Origin of the sequence: Kitasatospora albolonga, from assembly GCF_039535905.1 — a bacterium.
Classification (GTDB): Bacteria; Actinomycetota; Actinomycetes; order Streptomycetales; family Streptomycetaceae; genus Kitasatospora; species Kitasatospora albolonga.
Genome location: NZ_BAAAYB010000049.1, coordinates 22,850 through 40,633 on the forward strand (window position 1 = coordinate 22,850; position 17,784 = coordinate 40,633).

At 74.3% G+C, this 17,784-nt stretch carries 15 protein-coding genes; 7 read left to right on the forward strand and 8 right to left on the reverse strand.

What is annotated here, in order from left to right:
• Positions 1-7: 7 nt before the first annotated feature.
• The gene (locus ABD946_RS12200; RefSeq protein WP_345282870.1) at positions 8-919 is read right to left on the reverse strand and encodes an oxidoreductase; all 912 of its coding nucleotides are present in this window, start codon (positions 917-919) and stop codon (positions 8-10) included.
• Positions 920-999: 80 nt separating this feature from the next.
• Between ABD946_RS12200 and ABD946_RS12205 the strand changes: the two genes are divergently transcribed.
• The 4 genes from ABD946_RS12205 (at position 1,000) to ABD946_RS12220 (ending at position 4,380) form a co-directional block, all read left to right on the forward strand.
• Positions 1,000-1,617 carry a TetR/AcrR family transcriptional regulator gene (locus ABD946_RS12205; RefSeq protein ID WP_345282872.1) on the forward strand — a complete coding sequence of 206 codons (618 nt, stop codon included), beginning with the start codon at positions 1,000-1,002 and terminating at the stop codon, positions 1,615-1,617.
• 285 nt (positions 1,618-1,902) lie between these two features.
• Positions 1,903-2,814, forward strand: coding sequence for a hypothetical protein (locus ABD946_RS12210; protein WP_345282874.1), 912 nt, complete (start codon positions 1,903-1,905; stop codon positions 2,812-2,814).
• 64 nt (positions 2,815-2,878) lie between these two features.
• Positions 2,879-3,643, forward strand: a complete 765-nt coding sequence (locus tag ABD946_RS12215; RefSeq protein WP_345282876.1) for an SDR family NAD(P)-dependent oxidoreductase — start codon at positions 2,879-2,881, stop codon at positions 3,641-3,643.
• Entirely contained in the window at positions 3,643-4,380 is a 738-nt protein-coding gene (locus ABD946_RS12220) for a polysaccharide deacetylase family protein (RefSeq protein ID WP_345282877.1), read from the forward strand. Before ABD946_RS12215 ends, ABD946_RS12220 begins: the two co-directional genes overlap by 1 nt.
• Here the strand turns inward: ABD946_RS12220 and ABD946_RS12225 are convergent.
• From ABD946_RS12225 to ABD946_RS12235, 3 genes are read right to left on the reverse strand one after another with little or no spacing between them, the layout of a single operon-like run.
• Positions 4,365-5,471: a glycosyltransferase family protein gene (locus ABD946_RS12225; protein WP_345282880.1), complete on the reverse strand. Its 1,107-nt coding sequence runs from the start codon at positions 5,469-5,471 to the stop codon at positions 4,365-4,367. The genes ABD946_RS12220 and ABD946_RS12225 overlap by 16 nt on opposite strands.
• Before the next feature lie 25 nt (positions 5,472-5,496).
• Positions 5,497-6,432, reverse strand: coding sequence for an NAD-dependent epimerase/dehydratase family protein (locus ABD946_RS12230; RefSeq protein ID WP_345282882.1), 936 nt, complete (start codon positions 6,430-6,432; stop codon positions 5,497-5,499).
• A 9-nt stretch (positions 6,433-6,441) separates the two neighbouring features.
• The gene (locus ABD946_RS12235; RefSeq protein WP_345282884.1) at positions 6,442-7,566 is read right to left on the reverse strand and encodes a DegT/DnrJ/EryC1/StrS family aminotransferase; all 1,125 of its coding nucleotides are present in this window, start codon (positions 7,564-7,566) and stop codon (positions 6,442-6,444) included.
• A gap of 246 nt (positions 7,567-7,812) precedes the next feature.
• Between ABD946_RS12235 and ABD946_RS12240 the strand changes: the two genes are divergently transcribed.
• Together ABD946_RS12240 and ABD946_RS12245 are read left to right on the forward strand one after the other, a co-directional pair.
• Positions 7,813-8,394 carry a DinB family protein gene (locus tag ABD946_RS12240; protein WP_345282887.1) on the forward strand — a complete coding sequence of 194 codons (582 nt, stop codon included), beginning with the start codon at positions 7,813-7,815 and terminating at the stop codon, positions 8,392-8,394.
• A 127-nt stretch (positions 8,395-8,521) separates the two neighbouring features.
• Positions 8,522-9,520, forward strand: a complete 999-nt coding sequence (locus tag ABD946_RS12245) for a LacI family DNA-binding transcriptional regulator (RefSeq protein WP_345282889.1) — start codon at positions 8,522-8,524, stop codon at positions 9,518-9,520.
• Between the two features lie 39 nt (positions 9,521-9,559).
• Here the strand turns inward: ABD946_RS12245 and ABD946_RS12250 are convergent, their stop codons facing one another.
• Both ABD946_RS12250 and ABD946_RS12255 read right to left on the reverse strand, forming a co-directional pair.
• Entirely contained in the window at positions 9,560-10,519 is a 960-nt protein-coding gene (locus tag ABD946_RS12250; protein ID WP_345282891.1) for a sigma-70 family RNA polymerase sigma factor, read from the reverse strand.
• Between the two features lie 22 nt (positions 10,520-10,541).
• Entirely contained in the window at positions 10,542-11,783 is a 1,242-nt protein-coding gene (locus ABD946_RS12255; protein ID WP_345282894.1) for an NAD(P)/FAD-dependent oxidoreductase, read from the reverse strand.
• 258 nt (positions 11,784-12,041) lie between these two features.
• Here ABD946_RS12255 and ABD946_RS12260 point away from each other — a divergent pair, with 258 nt between their 5' ends.
• Complete coding sequence (locus tag ABD946_RS12260; protein WP_345282897.1) at positions 12,042-14,201, forward strand: family 20 glycosylhydrolase; 2,160 nt, start codon at positions 12,042-12,044, stop codon at positions 14,199-14,201.
• 78 nt (positions 14,202-14,279) lie between these two features.
• Here ABD946_RS12260 and ABD946_RS12265 read toward each other — a convergent pair whose 3' ends face one another.
• Positions 14,280-15,746: a hypothetical protein gene (locus ABD946_RS12265; RefSeq protein ID WP_345282900.1), complete on the reverse strand. Its 1,467-nt coding sequence runs from the start codon at positions 15,744-15,746 to the stop codon at positions 14,280-14,282.
• Positions 15,747-16,197: 451 nt separating this feature from the next.
• Positions 16,198-17,646 carry a transcription termination factor Rho gene (rho, locus tag ABD946_RS12270; RefSeq protein ID WP_345282902.1) on the reverse strand — a complete coding sequence of 483 codons (1,449 nt, stop codon included), beginning with the start codon at positions 17,644-17,646 and terminating at the stop codon, positions 16,198-16,200.
• Between the last annotated feature and the right edge of the window lie 138 nt (positions 17,647-17,784).

Here is a 17,784-nt window from a genome sequence, read left to right on the forward strand (position 1 = left end):
CGCACCGTCACTGACGTGCTTCGCCCGCGAAGCCCGTCCCGGTCAGCCGCTCGGACTCCGTCCAGAGCCGAGCGGCACTGACCGGGTCGCTGGCGGCGGCGGTGCGGCCGACCAGGGTGGGGTGGCCGCGGTTCTCGGCGAAGCCGTCCGGGCCGACGTAGGCGGCGCCGGGCAGGTCCATCGTGGCGGCGAAGAGCGAGGGCAGGGCGCCGGCCCGGCTGTCCTGGGCGATGATCCGGTTCCCGACCGCCATCAGGGCGCGGCGCACCGCGCTGCCGTCGTGGCTCTGCAGGTTGGTGGCCGCGTACCCGGGGTGGGCCGCGAAGGCGCGGACCTGCGAGCCGGAGGCCGTCAGGCGCCGCTGGAGCTCCAGCGTGAAGAGCAGGTTGGCCAGCTTGGACTGGGCGTAGGCCCGGATCGCGTGGTACTCGCCCTTGAGGTTCAGGTTCTCGAAGTGGATCCGGTTGCCCGGGTACTTGTGCATGCCGGAGGCCACCGTGACCACGCGGTCCGTGAGGTGCGGCAGCAGCAGGTTGGTCAGGGCGAAGTGCCCGAGGTGGTTGGTGCCGAACTGCGTCTCGAAGCCGTCCTTGGTCGCGCCCTCGGGGACGTTCATCACGCCCGCGTTGTTGACCAGGACGTCCAGCCCGCCCTCCCAGCCCTCGGCGAACTCCCGCACCGAGGCCAGGTCGGCCAGGTCCAGCCGCCGGACCTCCACGCTGCCGCGCGCGCCCTTGACGCCCGCGGCGGCGGCCTCGCCGCGCCGGACGTCCCGCACCGCGAGGACGACGTGCGCCCCGGCCCGGGCGAGCGCGTCGACGGTGGCGATGCCGAGGCCGCTGTTGGCGCCGGTCACCACCACCCGACGGCCGGACTGGTCGGGGATGTCGGCGGTGTTCCACTTCGCTGTGTTGGCCATGGTCCGAATGTAGGCATCGACAACAATGCTGTCAATGACAACAATGTAGCCAGTGATCACATAGCGGGTAGAGTGCGCTCATGCACCCCCGCCGCTACCACCACGGAGACCTCCGAGCCGCCCTGCTGGAGCGCGCCGAGCAGGTCCTGCGGGAGAAGGGCCCGGCCGCCCTCTCGCTGCGCGAGCTGGCCCGCGACCTCGGGGTCAGCCACGCCGCTCCGAGCCGCCACTTCAAGGAGAAGCAGGCCCTGCTCGACGCCCTCGCCCTGGCCGGCTTCGAACGCCTCGACACCGCCCTGGCCACCGCCGACCCCGCACCCGGCTCCGAGCCCGGCTCCTTCGCCGCCCGCCTCGGCGCCCTGGTCCGCGCCTACGTCGGCTTCGCCACCGCCCACCCCCAGCTGCTCGACCTGATGTACGCGGTGAAGCACGACCCGCAGGCCACCGAGGCCCTGACCTCCGCCGCCCACCGGGGCCTGCTCCGGGCCGCCGAGCTGCTGACGGACGGTCAGCGCACCGGCGAGGTCCGCCCCGGCCCCGCCGAACAGCTCTGCCTCCCGACCCTGGCCGCCGTCCACGGCTTCGCCGACCTCGCCGCCAGCGGCCTCCTCCCGCCCGAGGAGGCGGCCGCCGCCCTGGACGACGTGGTCGCCTTCGTCCTCCGCGGCTGCGCGCCGGACCGCACCGCCGACGCCTGACCGCCGCGCGCGCCGGACTCCCGGCGTCGCGGCCGACGGGGCATCAGGCCCCTGCTCCCCACCGCCCGAGCCGGCCGTCCGGCCGTCCGGCCGCGTCCGCCCTGCGTGCGGCGGGGCGCGGCCGGAGACTGGTGGGGATGATCCTCGGGCTCTCCACCGCACTGGCCGCGACCGTCTGCTTCGGCTTCGCGTCCGTCCTCCAGGCGCGCGGCGCCCGGGCCGTGCCCCCGCGAGTCCGTCCTACGGGCCGGGCTGGCGGCCCGGCTGGCGCGCAACGGCCCGTTCGTGCTCGGCACCGCGCTCGACGTCGGAGGCTTCGCGCTCAGCATCGTCGCGCTGCGCACCCTGCCGCTCTTCCTGGTCCAGGCACTGACCAACGCCAGCCTCGCCGTCACGGCGGCGGCCGCCGTCCGCTACCTCGGCGTCCGGCTCCGGCCGCACGACCTGGCGGCCATCGGTGCCGTGGTGGCCGGGCTTGTCCTGCTCGCCGCCGCCTCCGGCGCCACCGGCCGCGACCGGGCCGGGCCCGCGTTCCACCTGGCCCTGCTGCTGGCCACCTTCGCGATGCTGCTGCTCACCGCGTTGCTGGCCCGGTGGGAGGGCGACGGGGTGGCCGTGGGCCTCGGGCTGCTGGCGGGGGTCGGCTTCGGCGTGACCAGCCTGGCCGTCCGGGTCCTGGAGGTCTCCGGGCCGCTCTCGGTGCTCACCGACCCCGCGGCCTACGCACTCGCCCTCGGCGGCCTCGGCGGCTACCTGGCGTACGCCCTCGCACTGCAACGCGGTTCGGTGACCGCGGCCACCGCCGCCTCCGGGGTCTCGGAGACCGTCGGCCCCGGGGTGGTGGGCGTCCTCGCCCTCGGCGACCACGCCCGCCCCGGCCTCGGTTGGCTCGCGGCCGTGGGATTCCTGGTCTCCGTCGGCGGAGTCCTGGCCCTGGCCCGCTTCGGCGAGGTCGGCACCGACGCCCCGCCCACCGGCCCCAGCACCACGTCAGCCCCCACTGCGGGCCCTGCCGTCACCCCGCCCTTCGTCCCCACCACGCCAGGCACCACGTCCGACTCGACGTCCGCCCCGGCTCCGAACCTCACCTCCGCCTCCCCCGGCACCACGTCCGACACGGCCTCCGCCTCCAACCCCACCCCGCCGGAGGCGGGCTCGCGGCGAACCCGCGGAAGGGCGCGCCCGCCGGTCCGGTGAGACGGTGGGAGTTCCGGCACGGCGGCCACCGCCGCCGCACCGCCGACACGGTGGACGGTGATCCATGGCTGACACCCCGCACCCCGCTCCGGCCGTCGCGCTGGTGACCGGCGCCTCCAGCGGCCTCGGCGCCGCCACGGCCACCCGCCTCGCGGCGGCCGGCTGGCGCCTGCTGCTCTCCGGCCGCGACCGCCCCCGCCTCGGCGCCGTCGCCGACGCCACCGGCGGTCTGGCGATCCCCGCCGACCTCACCGCTCCGGGCGGGCCCGAGCAGCTGGCCGCGCGTGCCCTCGCGGTGGACGGCCGGGTGGACGTCCTGGTCGCCAACGCCGGCATCGGCTGGCGCGGCCCCTTCTCCCGGATGCCGATGGACGTGCTGGCCGACATGGTCGAGCTCAACCTGCTGGCCCCGCTCCGCCTCTCCCGCCTGCTGCTGCCCGGCATGCTGGAGCGCGGACGGGGCCGGATCGTGCTGGTCGGTTCGATCGCGGGCGCGGTCGGGGTCCGCGACGAGGCGGTCTACTCCGCCACCAAGGCCGCCCTCGGCCTGTTCGCGGAGAGCCTGCGGTACGAGCTGCGCGGCAGCGGGGTGGCCGTGCGGGTGGTGGTGCCCGGGCCGGTGGACACGCCGTTCTTCGCCCGCCGGGGCACCCCGTACCAGCGCGAGCACCCAAAGCCGAGCCCGCCCGAGCGGGTGGCGGAAACCGTCTACCGCGCGGTGGTCGGACGGCGCGACGAGCTGTTCGTCCCCGGCTGGTTCCGGGTGCCGGGGCGGGTGCACGGGACGGCGCCGCACCTGTTCCAGCGGCTGAACTCGCGGTTCGGCTGATGGGCGCCGGCCGGGCCGCCCTGCTGGCCGCCACCTCCGCCGAGGCCGTACACCTGGCACCGGCGGCCGTCCGGCTCGCCCCGGTGCGCGGGCTGCTCTTCCGCCGCCTGGCCGGGCACGGGGCCGCCGGGCACGTGGCGCTCACTTTCGACGACGGCCCCGACCCGGCCTCCACCCCGCTCTTCCTGGACCGTCTGGACGCGCTCGGGGTCTCCGCCACCTTCTTCCTCCTCGGCACCATGCTGGAGCAGTACCCGTACCTGGGACGGGAGTTGACCGACCGAGGCCACGAGGTCGCCGTGCACGGCTGGACCCACCGCCCGCAGTGGGGGCCCTCCCCCGCCCGGGACGCGCGCGAACTGCGGCGCACCGTCGAGGCGGTGACCGAGCTCTGCGGCCACCGCCCGCTCTGGTACCGGCCGCCCTACGGCGTGCTCACCACCGGACTGCTGCTCGCCGCACGGCAGTTGAAGCTCCACCCGGTGCTCTGGACGGCCTGGGGCCGGGACTGGAGCGCCGGGGCGACCCCCGCCTCGGTCTACCGCACGCTCCACCCCGGCCTGCACGGCGGGGCCACCGTGCTGCTGCACGACTCCGACTGCACCTCCGCGCCGGGCTCCTGGCGCTCGGCCCTGGACGCCCTCCCGCTGGTGGCGGAGCACTGCTCGCGGCTCGGACTGGAGATCGGCCCGCTGCGCGACCACGAACTGACGAGGCGTCACTACCCGTACGACTGAGCGGAGTCGGTGAGTCCGACCCGCGCGAGGGCCTCGGCGAACCCCTTCTCCCACACCCCGGGATCGGCCCCGGCGGAGGGCGGGGGCAGCGGGCGGCCGAGCGCCGCGAGGGCGTTGCGGACCACCTCCTCGGGGCCGGCCGAGGTGACGTCGGCGTGGCCCAGCTCCAGTTCGTGCTGGAGGTTGTCGCGGCCGTGCCCCTGCACCACGTCGAGCAGCAGCAGGCGGCGGCCGATCGCCCGGGCCTCGCTGCAGGTGTCGCCGGAGCTGGTGACCACCAGGTCGGCGGCGGCCATCAGCGCCGGGATCCGGTCGGTGTGCCCGAAGGCGTGCAGCCGGGGCTGCCGCCGGGCCAGCGAGCGCAGCCGGGCCTCCAGCTCCCGGTTGCGGCCGGCCACCGCGAGCACGTGCGGCCCGGCCTCGGCGAGCGCCCGGGCGGTGCGCGCGATCGGGCCGAGCCCCCAGGCCCCGGACATCAGCAGCACGCACCGCGCCCCGGCCGGCACGCCCAGCTCGGCCCGGGCCTCGTCCCGCCCGGGCGGGGCGTAGAAGCCCGGGCGCAGCGGCGCGGCCACCACCGCGACGGCGGCCTGCGGCCGGTAGCGGCGGACGGCGCAGGCGGCCACCTCCGAGGTGACCAGGAACAGGTCGGTGCCCTCCTGCACCCAGAGGCGGTGCGGCGTCACGTCGGTGCAGAGCACCAGGTGGACGGTGCCGGGCAGGCTCGGGCGCAGCTCGTTGACGGCCGCGGTGGCGGTCGCGAAGACCGAGACCACCAGCTCGGCGGGCTGCTCGGCCAGCAGCTCGCGCAGCCGCGGCACCAGCCGGGCGCGGGCCGCCGACTCGGCCAGCAGGGCGATCCGGGTGCCCGGGCGCAGGGCCGCGAAGTGGAAGGCGTCGTAGGCGCCGGGCAGGTCCAGCAACCGGCGGAAGACCCGCTCGCCGACGGCCGAGCCGTGGCGGCCGAGCAGGGCCATCGCATCGACCGTGCGGGTGGTCCAGCCGCGTCGGTGCAACGAGTCGGCGCAGGCCTGGGCCATCACGTCGTGGCCCTGGCCGAGCGAGCCGGAGATCAGCAGGGCGTGCGGCAACGGTGAACTCCCTTGCGGAAGAAGGTCATTCGGTCCGGGCAGGAGCGTTGTCGCGGTACCAGTCCACGTAGCGGCGCACTCCCTCGGCGAAGGGCGTGCCGGGCTTCCAGCCCAGCAGGCGCGCGGCCTTGGCGTTGGAGATCCGACGCGAGGCGTAGTCGGCGGCCCGGGCCGGGACGTGCTCAACGGTGACCGGGCCGAGCAGGCGGTCCACGGTGTCGGCGATCTCCCGGATCGAGATCGGGGTGCTGCCCTCCAGGGCGATGGTCTGGTCCTGGGCGGCGGGATCGAGGGCCCGGACGTGGGCGTCGGCGAGGTCCTCGACGTAGACGAAGTTGCGCGTCTGGGCACCCGTCCCGGCGATGGTGATCGGTCGGCCGGCCAGCGCCTCCTGGACGAAGCGGGCGATCACCAGCTCGTCGCGCATCCGCGGGCCGTAGGGGATGCCGTAGCGCAGCACGGTGAAGTGCTGGCCGTAGAGTTCGCGGTAGCTGTGGGCGACCAGCTCGGCGGCCAGCTTGCCGGCCACGTAGAGGTGCCCGCTGCGACTGAGGTCGAAGGCGGTGTCCTCCTCCAACTCCGGTGCCGAGGAGCTCCGTTCACCGGCCGCCGCGCCGTAGACCCAGACCGTGCTGGCCAGCACGGTGCGGGCCAGGCCGCTGCGGCGGGCGGCCTCCAGGACGCAGGTGGTGCCCTCGACGTTGAGCCGCACCGAGCGCACCGGGTCGGCCTCGACCTGCCCGACGTCGGCCATCGCGGCGAGGTGGAAGACCACCTCGCTGCCCTCGAAGGCCGCCGCCAGGCCGTCCGGGTCCAGGATGTCGACCCGGGCGTGGTCGGCGGCGGGGTGCAGGCCCCGGGTCACCGTGTCCACCACCAGGACCTGGTGACCGGCCGCCAGCAGCCGCTCCACCACGTGCGAGCCGATGAAGCCGCAGCCCCCGGTGACCGCTACCCGCATGACGCTCCCTCACCCCACCAGCTCGGCGTGGACCGCCGTGACGGCGGTGATCACCTGGTCGACCTCGTCGTCGGTCATGTCGGAGTGCACCGGCAGGCAGACGTGCCGCGCGCAGACGTCCTCGGCGACCGGCAGCGGTCCGTGCGCCAGGCCGGCGAAGATCGGCTGGCGGTGCAGCGGCAGCTCGTAGACCTCGCCGGCCGCCCGGACGTCGAAGCGCTCGCGCAGCGCGGTCTTGAATCGGGCCCGGTCGACCCCGGGCGGCAGCAGGAGGACGTACTTGTAGAAGTTGCTCCGGCAGCCGGGCGGTTCGGCCAGCGGCTCCAGCCCGTCGAGCGGGGCGAGCGCGTCGGTGTAGCGCCGCGCCACGGAGCGGCGGACCTCGATGAACTCCTTGAGCCGGCGCAGGTGCACCTCGCCGATGGCGGCGTTCGGCTCGCTCAGCCGCCAGGAGGCGCCGTTGCGGACGTGCAGGTTGGCACCGAAGGTGCCCTTGCCCTGGTCGCGGTGGATCCGCGCCTCGTCGCGCAGCTCCTCCGACTCGGTGAGGATCATTCCGCCCTCGCCGCTGGTGACCACCTTGGTCGGGTAGAAGGAGAACGCGCCGGCCACCCCGAAGGACCCGGCGGGCCGGCCCCGGTAGCTGCAGCCGTGCGCGTGCGCCGCGTCCTCCACCAGCGGGATGCCGCGCTCGTCGCAGAGCCGCCGCAGCTCGTCCACCCGAGGGGTGATCAGACCGCCGATGTGCACCAGCACCACGGCGGCGGTGTCCGGGGAGAGGGCCGCTTCGACGCTCTCGGGGTCCAGCGCGAAGGTGGCGGCCTCGACGTCGGCGAAGACGGGCGTGCCCCCGGCGTGGACCACGGCGGCGGCGGTCGCGTAGAAGGTGTTGGCCGGGACCACCACCTCCCGGTCCGCCACGCCGACGCAGCGCAGCACGATCTCCAGCGCGGCGGTGCCGCTGGCCACCGCGACCGCGTGCGAGGCCTCGTGGGCGGCGGCGAAGGCGGACTCGAAGCGCGCGGTGTGCGGGCCGAGGGTGAGCGCCCCGGTGGTGAGGCTCTCGGTCACCGCCGCCGCGACGGCCGCGCGGTCGCTCTCGCCGAACACCACGCGGGCGGGGAACACGGCCATGCGGCACCTCCGACACCCAGGACCAAAACGGTACGAATCCGCCAGAAGACCTCAGGCTACGGCCGGCCCGCCCGGATCCGCGCGACCGCTACGCCGATTCGCCCACACCTGGCGGCGTCCCGGCCCGCGGAGATCCCGGCCTGCGGAAATCCCGGCCCCCGTTCCGCCCGGCGGGGTGCGGACAGTAGGGTCTGCTGGTCTTCTGCAAGTTGCTGCAAGACTTTTCATCACCGAGAGGACCCTGCCATGTCGGGCATCGCCCCACCCGTAGCCGACGAGCGCACGGCACTGATGACCTATCTGGCCCACCAGCGGCGCCTGCTGCGCGTCACTGCCCACGGTCTGACCGAGGATCAGGCCCGCACGGCGGCCACCGCCAGCGAGCTGACGATCGGTGGGCTGATCAAGCACGCCGCCCGGTGCGAGGAGGGCTGGATGCGCCTGGTCCTGCGGGAGCCGGAGCCGGACCGGACCGCGGACGAGTCGGAGGAGTTCCGGCTCGCCCCCGAGGAGACGCTGGCCGGGGTGCTGGCCGAGCACGCGCGGGCGGCCGCGCGGACCGACGCCGTGATCGCCGCGGTCCCCGACCTCGGGCAGGCCGTCCCGGCGCCGCGCGGCACCCGGTGGATCCCCGCCGAGGTCGAGGAGTGGTCCGTGCGCTGGGTCCTGCTGCACCTGATCGAGGAGATCGCCCGGCACGGCGGCCACGCCGACATCATCCGCGAGAGCATCGACGGCGCCACCCAGTACCCGCTCCTGGCGGCGGCCGAGCGGTGGCCCGCCCCCTGGTTCCAGCCGTGGGAGCCGGCGCCGGCCGGCCGCGGCTGACTCCGCCCCCGCGCTCCGCTGCCGCCCGCCCGCTCCGCCCGGCCCGCCTTCCGTGGTAGTACTGCAGGTCGTGAGTCATCTCGGCCGCCCCGTCCACGGCGGCCCCGGCCCGGAAGGGGCACCACCCATGAAGGTCGGGATCACCGAGATCGCCGAGCGCGCGGGCGTCAGCGAGGCGACGGTCAGCCGGGTGATCAACCGTCGCCAGGGGGTGGCGGAGAAGACCCGCGACGCCGTCGAGCGGGCGATGGCCGAGCTGGGCTACGAGCGGCCCGTCCAGGGGCAGTTGGTGGCGGTTTTCACCGAGCACGTGTCCAACCCGTTCTTCACCGACGTCGCCGAGCGGATCGAGTCGGCGCTCGCCCCGCACGGGCTGAAGACCGTGCTCTGCCCCGTCTTCCCCGGTGGGGTCCAGGAGCGCGACTACATCTCGGCGATCATCGACAAGGGCATCGCCGCCGTGGTCTTCCTCTCCGCCTCCAACACGCTCGACGACGCGGACACCGAGGTCTACGAGATCCTCCGCACCCGGCGCATCCCGTACGTCGGGGTGAACGGCGAGTTCGCCGACGCGGTGCCGGCGCCGGTCTTCTCCACCGACGACCGCCAGGCGGCCGCGCTGGCCGTCGAGCACCTGCACCGCCTCGGCCACCGCGCCATCGGCATGGTCTCGGGCCCGAACGGCAACCGCCCGGCCGACCAGCGGGTGCGCGGCTTCGTGGACGCGATGGCCCGTCACGGCCTGCCGGACGCCGAACGGCTGGTGGTCCGTCAGTCCTACACCGTCGAGGGCGGGCAGGCCGCGGCCGGCGTGCTGCTGGGCCTGGGGGCCACCGCGATCGTGGCGGCCAGCGACTTCATGGCGCTCGGCGTGATCCGCGGCCTGCGGCGGCTCGGGCGCTCCGTCCCCGACGACGTCTCGGTGGTCGGCTACGACGGCACCCTGATCACCGAGTTCACCGACCCCCCGCTCACCACCGTCCGCCAGCCGACCGAGCGCCTGGCCCACGGCGTCTCCCGCAGCCTCCTCGACCTGGTCGGCGGCCGCGAGGTCCCGACCGGCGAACTCCTCTTCGACCCCGAGCTGGTCATCCGCTCCACCACCGGCCCGGCCCCGACCGCCTGACGGCTGGTCAGGCCGCGGCCGGCCGGCGCCGCGGCCGGGTCACCATTCGGCGACGAGCGGTGCGTCCGGGGAGTGCTGCTGCCAGGCCTCGGTGAGACGGGTGAGGCGGGCGGGGGCGCCGATGCCGCGCACGGTGGCGATTCCTCGGTCGGTGACGTCGAAGGTCACGGCGCCGATGATCCGGCCGTCGACCACGAAGAGGACGGCGGGAGCGCCGTTGACGGGTGCGTAGTGGACGGCGGGAGTGCCGCCTGCCAGCCGCCGCTTCGCGGGGGTGGGCCGCCAAGCGGCCCGCACCATCGCGGCGACGCGCTCCGGGGTGTCGTAGCGCAGCAGTGTCGTGGCCAGGCCGGCGGCGTTGGAGTCGGAGACCGCGGTCGCGTCGCCGGTGAGCAGCGCCACCAGGCGGTCGGTGCGGCCGGAGGAGGCCGCGGCGAGGAACTCCTCGACGATCCTGCGGGCGGTCGCCGGGTCGACCTCGCCACCGGCGCGGCGGGCGGTGGTGAGGTGCTGCCTGGCCCGGTGGAGGTGCTGCTGGCTCGCGGACTCGGTGATGTCGAGGATCTCGGCCATCTCGGCGTGGCCGTAGGAGAACGCCTCGCGCAGGACGTAGACCGCCCGCTCGAGGGGCGAGAGGCGTTCCATGAGGGTGAGTACGGCCAGGGAGACCGATTCGCGCTGCTCGAAGGTGTCGGCCGGGCCGAGCATCGGGTCGCCGTCGAGGAGCGGCTCGGGCAGCCAGGCCCCGACGGCGCGCTCGCGGCGCACCCGGGCCGAGCGGAGCCGGTCCAGGCACAGGTTGGTGACGACCTTGGTCAGCCAGGCCTCCGGCACCTCGATCCGCCGGCGGTCGGCGGCCTGCCAGTGCAAGTACGCGTCCTGCACGGTGTCCTGGGCGTCGGCGGCGGAGCCCAGCATCCGGTACGCCAGCGAGGCCAGCCGGTTCCGGCTGGCCTCGAACCGGCTGGTGTCGAAGGCGTCGGTGACGGTGCTGTCCACGATGGTCACCCTAGCGAGGCGGCTACGCGACGGTCTTCGCCGGGTGGACGGTCTTCGTCCGGGTGGACGGGTGCGGCACGGCGGCCAGGCGGTGCCTGCGCCGGGGCAGGCCGAAGGTGGGGTGCGAGGTGGTCCACAGCGACAGCCCGAGGATGGCCGACTTGATCCGGGCCGCCTTGCGGCCGCCCAGGAACTTCGGCTTGGCCCGCGCCTCGTCGTCGACCAGCTGCAGGATCCCGTCCCGCCGCCCGAGGCTGATGTGGTTGCCCAGGTACTCCAGCTTGGTGTTCGCGATCTCGCGGCCGGTCAGGCACCCCACGATCGCGTTCGTGGCCTGCATGCCGGTGTAGCCGGCCGAGGCGCAGGACATCGGCAGCGGCCGGCCGTTGTCGCCGGTGGCGTGGGCGCTGTCGCCGACCGCGTAGACCTCGGGGTGCGAGCGTGAGCGCATGGTGCGGTCGACGACGATCCGGCCGTCCTCGTCGACCTCCAACCCGGCCGCGGCGGCAAGGGAACTGACGGCGAATCCGGCCGTCCACACCGTCGCGTCGCAGGCCAGTGCGGTGCCGTCGGCGCACAGCACCCGCGTCGCTTCGACGGCTTCGACGCCGGTGTGCTCCAGGACGGTGACGCCCAGCCGCTCGCAGGCCCGGCGCAGGTGGACGCGGGCTCCGTCGGAGAGCGGGGCGCCCAACTCGCCGCGGGCGAGCAGCGTCACCGACAGGCCGGGCCGGGACTCGGCGATCTCGGTGGCGGTCTCGATGCCGGTCAACCCGTCGCCGACCACCAGCACGCTCCCTCCTCCGCGCCGCTCCTCCAGGCGGTCCAGGTGCTCGCGCAGACGCAGCGCCGCCGGGCGGCTGGTGACGTGGAAGGCGTGCTCGGCCACCCCGGGGACGCCGCGGTCGGCGGCGTGGCTGCCCAGTGCGTAGACGAGCGTGTCGTAGCCGAGCTCGCCGCCGTCGGTGCCGGTGTCGGAGTCGGAGTCGGCGGCCGCCAGCGCGACGGCCCGGCGCTCGGGGTGGACGGCGGTGACGCGGGCCAGGCGGAGTAGTACCCCGGTGTCCGCGAAGACCTCGGCCAGCTCCGGGGCCTCGATCTCCTGGCCGGCCGCGAGCTGGTGGAGCCGCAGCCGCTGGACGAAGTCCGGTTCGGCGTTGACCACGGTGATCTCGGCGTCCACCGGGGACAGGCGGCGGGCCAGGCTCCCGGCCACATAGGCCCCGGCATACCCGGCGCCGAGAACGACGATGCGGTGCTTCATGTCCTGCTCCTGTCGGTTCGCTTGGCTCTCGCGGACTTGAGCGGAGCAGCGGCCCGATTGCTGACAGGAATCGCATGTGACCCGCACCACACCCCGGACGACGCTTGACGGCGGCTCGACACCTCCGCCATCTTTGCTCACACGTGCGACGAACAACCCTGTTCCGAGCAACATTAATCACCGAGGACTGCAGCGGCGGCCCCGTTCCGGGTGACGACCCGGCACGCCCTCGTCGAACCGGCCGACCTTGGAGCCCCCGTGAGCGCCTCCGCCCGCCGCCCTCAGAGCCCTCCCCCGCGACGCCGACGCTCCGCGCGGTTCGGCTCCGTCCTCCTCAGCCTCGCGCTGCTGCCGTCCGCCCTCTCCCTCGCCCTCGCTCCGCAGACCGCCGCCGCGGCCACCCTCCCCCCGGTGGTGCCGCAGCCCGTCAGCGAGACGGCCGTGGCCGGCGGCGGCTTCACCCTCACCGCGCAGACCCCGATCGCGGTCGTCTCCACCGCCCCGGACGCCCTCGGCGTCGGCAGCTACCTCTCCGCCCTGCTGGCCCCCGCCACCGGCTACGCCCTCCCGGTCTCCAGCGCCGCCAGTGCCCCGGCCTCCGGAGCGCTGGTCCTCGACCCCACGGGCCCTGCCGCGCTCGGCCAGGAGGGCTACACGCTCTCCTCCTCCGCCACCGGCGCCACCGTGACGGCGCACTCCGCCGAGGGCCTGTTCCGCGGCGTCCAGACGCTGCGTCAACTCCTGCCCGCCGCCGTGGAGTCCACCACCGTCCGCCCCGGCCCGTGGACCGTCTCGCCGGTGCAGATATCCGACGCGCCGCGCTACGCCTACCGGGGCGTGATGCTCGACGTGGCGCGCCGCTTCTTCTCCGTCGAGGACGTCAAGCGCTCCATCGACCAGTCCGCCGCGTACAAGATCAACACGCTCCACCTGCACCTGACGGACGACCAGGGCTGGCGCATCGCCGTCGGCGCGCTCCCCGCCCTGACCACCACCGGCGCCTCCACCCAGAGCGGATTCACCGGCGGCACCTCCTGGTACTACACCACCGCCCAGTACCAGGACATCGTGGCGTACGCGAAGTCCCGCTTCATGACGGTCGTCCCCGAGATCGACGGGCCCGGCCACACCACCGCCGCGCTCGCCTCCGTGCCCGGCCTCAACTGCAACAACCAGGCCAAGGCGCCCTATGCGGGCTTCGAGGTCGGCATCAGCCTGTACTGCCTCAAGGACACCCAGCACATCGCCAACGTCTCCGCCTTCCTCACCACCGTCATCGACGCCGTCGCCCAGCTCACCCCCGGCCCCTACGTCCACCTCGGCGGGGACGAGACCCCGCAGGCCACCACCGCCGAGTACGACGCCTACGCCAACGCCGCCACCCAGGCGGCCAGTTCACGCGGCAAGACCGTGATGGGCTGGCACCAGCTCGGGCAGTCCGCCCTCCCCGCCGGCAGCGTCCTGCAGTTCTGGGGCGACGCGAGCGACCGGGCGAGCGTCGGCACGGCCGCCGAGTCCACCGGCATCAAGCAGCTGCGCCACGCCGTCGCCCAGGGCGCCAAGTTCGTGATGTCGCCCAGCGACCACGCGTACCTCGACATGAAGTACGACAGCACCGTTCCGTACGGCCTGAGTTGGTCCGGCTACGTGAACGCCCAGAAGGCCTACGACTGGGACCCGTCCACCGTCACCGCCAAGACCGACGGCACCTCCCCCGTCGTCGCGGCCGCCGACGTGCTCGGCGTCGAGGCCGCCCTCTGGGCCGACCGCGCCTACCGCGGCTCCACCAGCCTGCCGACCTCCACCAGCCAGTTCCCGGCGCCCTCGGTCTACGCCGAGTACATGACCTTCCCCCGCCTGCCCGCCATCGCCGAGATCGGCTGGTCCCCGAAGTCCACCCACGACTGGGCGTCCTTCCGCGACCGCCTCACCACCCAGGGCCCGCGCTGGACCGCCGCCGGGATCGGCTACTACGCCGCCCCCGACCTCACCTGGCCCACCACGCCCGGCACCCTGGACGGCGTCCACACCCTCACCATCGGCGGCAAGTCCCTGGACGTGCCCGGCAGTTCGACCAGCACCGGCACCCAGCTGGTCACCTGGACCACCCACGGCGGCACCAACCAGCAGTGGAAGTTCACCCGCCAGTCCGACGGCACCTACACCCTGGTCAACCAGGCCTCCGGCCTCTGCGCCGACGTCAACGCCGGCTCCACCTCCCCCGGCGCCGCGATCATCCAGTGGACCTGCTCCGGCACCACCAACCAACGCTGGACCGTCACTTCGGTGACCGGCGGCCACACCGTGACCTCCGCCAAGAGCGGCCTCCTGCTCACCACCGCCTCCGCGGCCGACGGCGCCCTCGTCACCCAGCAGACCAACTCCTCTTCTCCTCTGCAGGTCTGGACCCTGAACTGACGACCCGACCCCAACACGCGACCGCCCGGGGCACGCACCCCCGCCCCGGGCGGACCACCACCGGCGACAGGCCCACGCTCAGGCGGCTACGTCAGGGAGGGCAAGGACACGATCCATCAGTTCCCGCAGCTCCTGATCCCGCAACACCACCTGGTAGCCGCCCTCCTCCGAGCGCTCACCCCACAGCCTGCGGTCCGACCGACGGATCGTCACCAGCGCCTCCCGGACCGCCGGACTGATCCCTCCGAGCCGGACCAGGTTGCCGAGAGCGTCCCGGAACCGCCAGAACCCGTCACCGCCGCCCGCGATCGCCAGCACGCACTGCTCCAGGGCAGCGCGGTCGTCACCGTGGCCGGACCGCCCGACCGGGCCGGGGTCCGCTCCGCTGAGGCGGGCAGCCAGTGCGGCGACCGCGCGGTGGTTCCCCTCGCAGTCCATGACCTCGCACGCCAGCAGGCTGGGGACGGCAGAGGCCGCCGCCGGCCCGATCGCGTCCAGGACTCCCATCGCGTGGGCCGACGTGAAGCTGTCGGCCAAGAAGGGGACGACCTCGGGAAGCGCCGGCAGGGCGTCCTCGCCCCAGAGTGCCAACCCGTCCAGGAAGGGACGTGTCACGCGATCCCTCGGCTCCGCGTGCCGGAGGACCTCACGGACCTCCGGCAGCAACAGGCTCGCCTGCGCCCGCAACGGCCCCAGGACGTCCACCAGATCCGGCCGTCGCGGGTCCCCGATCACATGGCTCTCCCAATCCTCCTCCCGGAACCGGAGTTGCTCCACCAGACCGGGCAGGGCCCGCGCGTCACCGATGCGCATCAGTGCCCACCGAGCGAAGTCGCCCACCCGCCCGTCGAACTCCTCGTCGGTCGACCGATCCTCCAGCAGCTCAGCCAGCCCGTCCGTGTACGGCGCCGCCCGCCGTCCCAGCACGGCGAGGATGTTCGCCGCACGCAACCTCACGCTCGCGTCCGGGAAGTCGAGCAACTCACCCGCCAAGGGCAGCAGTTCGGCATCGAACGACCGCCGGTCGGTGAGGATCCGCCACCCCAGGTCGAGAACTGCCCGCCACAGCAGCGCTTCCGGCCGCTGACGTGCCGACTGCGCCAGACGTCGAACGAACTCCGACTGCGCCACCCGGTCGGTCTTGAGCGACCAGAAGAACCACGAGATCACCTCCTCCCGCTCCAGCGAACCGTCGCAGTCGACCCGGCACCAGACCGTTCCGAACCGCGGCCGGACCTCGGGATCGGAGAGCGCGTCCACCAGGCGGGACATCCGACGCTCCGGCAGCTCACCGTCCACCCGCAGCGCTGCGTAGACCCCCGCCACCCAGAACACCGGGTCGCTCCCCGCCAGCACCTCCTCGATCACCTCACGTGCGCGATCGGCCATCGAGCCGCCTTCGGAAGCAGCCTCGTCACCGATGGCCAGCAGAAGCGCCATCCGCACCGTCGGATCCGTCTCGACACGCCACCGCTCCACCATGCGGGTGATCCCACCCGCCAACGCGATGGCCTCCCGCCGGACCGCCGGCACCGGGTCCGCCATCAACTCCCGGGCCCGGTCCCACTTCTCCGTCGGCAGGTCGGGCCCTCCCACGTGCGCGAGTACCCGGATCAGCTCCGTCCGGGGGCCGAACTCCTGATGCGCGGCCAGCTGGACGAGTAGCGGCAGGACCGCTTCGGCCAGGGGCGACAGGCCGCCGTCCAGGGTCACCAGGCGGTAGAGCGGTACGCAGTCCGCCTTGGTGGCCAGCGAACCCGCCGACACCAGGCGCTGCACGGCCTGCCGGAACTCCGCGACGGTGATGGAGTGGTCCCCCTGATCCAGCGCGTCCCAGGCCACCTCGTCCAACCTGCCCCGAAGTTCCGCAGCCACCGTCATCCCCACGCGCACAGCCCCTTCGTCACGTCCACGAACGGCGCTCATCCTCCGCCACGGACCGCCCCGCTGTCGCCGGATATACGGGCACCCCCGGCCCGGGGCCCAGGCTCACCGGTCAGGCCGTCGCGGCCGCCGGGGAGTTGGTGGCCACCTGGCGGAGGAAGTCGTCGTTGGTGGGGGTGCGCTTGAGGCGCTCGAGGAGGAGTTCGGTGGCCTGCTGGGTGTCCTGGGCGTTGAGGACGCGGCGCAGGGTCCAGGCGGCGGAGGTGCGGGCCGGGCCGAGGAGGAGTTCCTCGCGGCGGGTGCCGGAGGCGCGGACGTCGAGGGCGGGGAAGACGCGCTTGTCGGCGAGGCGGCGGTCGAGGCGGAGCTCCATGTTGCCGGTGCTCTTGAACTCCTCGAAGACCTGGTCGTCCAGCCGGGAACCGGTGTCGACCAGGGCGGTGGCGAGGATGGTGAGCGAGCCGCCGTTCTCGGTGTTGCGGGCCGCGCCGAAGAGCCGCTTGGGCTCCTGGAGGGCGCCGGCGTCCAGGCCGCCGCTGAGGGTGCGGCCGTTGGAGGGCGCGGCGGTGTTGTGGGCGCGGGCGAGCCGGGTGATGGAGTCGAGCAGGACGACCACGTCGTGGCCGAGTTCGACCAGCCGCTTGGCGCGCTCGATCGCGAGGTCGGCGAGGGCGATGTGCTCGCGGGCGGGACGGTCGAAGGTGGAGGCGATGACCTCGCCGCGGACGGTACGCCGCATCTCGGTGACCTCCTCCGGGCGTTCGTCCACCAGGACGACCATCAGGTGCGCCTCGGGGTGGTTGCGGGCGATGGCGTCCGCGACGGACTGGACGACCATGGTCTTGCCGGCCTTCGGCGGCGCGACGATCAGACCGCGCTGGCCCTTGCCGATCGGGGCCACCAAGTCGACGACCCGGCCGGTGAGTTCGCGCGGGCCGGTCTCCAGGCGCAGCTGCTCCTGCGGGTACAGCGGCGTCAAGTCGTGGAAGGCGGGCCGGTGCTGGGGTCCGTCCTCGGTGCGGCGGCCGTTGACCGTGTCGATCCGCGCCAGCAGCGGACGGCGCTCGCCGCCGGCCGGGTGACGGTTGGAGCCGTTGCGAGGCTGGGCCGGGCCGGCGGGCTGCTGGGTGGCCCCGGTCAGGACGTCGCCGCGGCGCAGGCCGAGGGCCCGGACCTGGCCGGGAGAGACGTGCAGGTCGGTGGGACCGGGCAGGTAGCCGGAGGTGCGCAGGAACGCCTTGCCGTCGCGGAGGTCCAGCACGCCGGCGGCCGGGAGCAGACCGTCGCGGTCGGGCTCGGGCGGCTGTGCGGGGACCTGGGCCGGCGGCCGGACCGTGGCGGGCGTGGCGGGCGCGGCGGGTGCAGCGGGTGCAGCGGGCGCGGCCGCGGCGGCGCGCTTGGCGGTGATCGCCTCGACGAGTTCGCCCTTGCGCAGCCGGGAGTTGCCCGGGATGCCGAGGGCGGAGGCGAGGTGGTGGAGGTCGGCCTTCAGCAGGCCGTCCAGGGCTTCGGTGGTGCTCGGGTCGGTGGTGCCCGGGTCGATGGTGGTGGCGGTGGTCATGGGTGCTCCTCTGGGAAGAATGCTGTGGTGACGGCACGTCCCGGCGGACCCGACGGCCAGGGGCGGGTCGGGAGCGCGGCGGGTGCCGGATGACCGCGGGAGCCGACGGCCCGGCCGCGAGGGATCGCGGAGCTTCGG

Bases quoted from the DNA above. Each gene is read 5' to 3' on its own strand.
- ABD946_RS12240 (WP_345282887.1), top strand. From the start codon at position 7,813: ATGTCGGGCATCGCCCCACCCGTAGCCGACGAGCGCACGGCACTGATG.
- ABD946_RS12200 (WP_345282870.1), bottom strand. From the start codon at position 919: ATGGCCAACACAGCGAAGTGGAACACCGCCGACATCCCCGACCAGTCC.
- ABD946_RS12235 (WP_345282884.1), bottom strand. From the start codon at position 7,566: ATGGCCGTGTTCCCCGCCCGCGTGGTGTTCGGCGAGAGCGACCGCGCG.
- ABD946_RS12230 (WP_345282882.1), bottom strand. From the start codon at position 6,432: ATGCGGGTAGCGGTCACCGGGGGCTGCGGCTTCATCGGCTCGCACGTG.
- ABD946_RS12265 (WP_345282900.1), bottom strand. From the start codon at position 15,746: ATGGCGGACCCGGTGCCGGCGGTCCGGCGGGAGGCCATCGCGTTGGCG.
- ABD946_RS12215 (WP_345282876.1), top strand. From the start codon at position 2,879: ATGGCTGACACCCCGCACCCCGCTCCGGCCGTCGCGCTGGTGACCGGC.
- ABD946_RS12255 (WP_345282894.1), bottom strand. From the start codon at position 11,783: ATGAAGCACCGCATCGTCGTTCTCGGCGCCGGGTATGCCGGGGCCTAT.
- ABD946_RS12205 (WP_345282872.1), top strand. From the start codon at position 1,000: ATGCACCCCCGCCGCTACCACCACGGAGACCTCCGAGCCGCCCTGCTG.
- ABD946_RS12245 (WP_345282889.1), top strand. From the start codon at position 8,522: ATGAAGGTCGGGATCACCGAGATCGCCGAGCGCGCGGGCGTCAGCGAG.
- ABD946_RS12220 (WP_345282877.1), top strand. From the start codon at position 3,643: ATGGGCGCCGGCCGGGCCGCCCTGCTGGCCGCCACCTCCGCCGAGGCC.
- rho (WP_345282902.1), bottom strand. From the start codon at position 17,646: ATGACCACCGCCACCACCATCGACCCGGGCACCACCGACCCGAGCACC.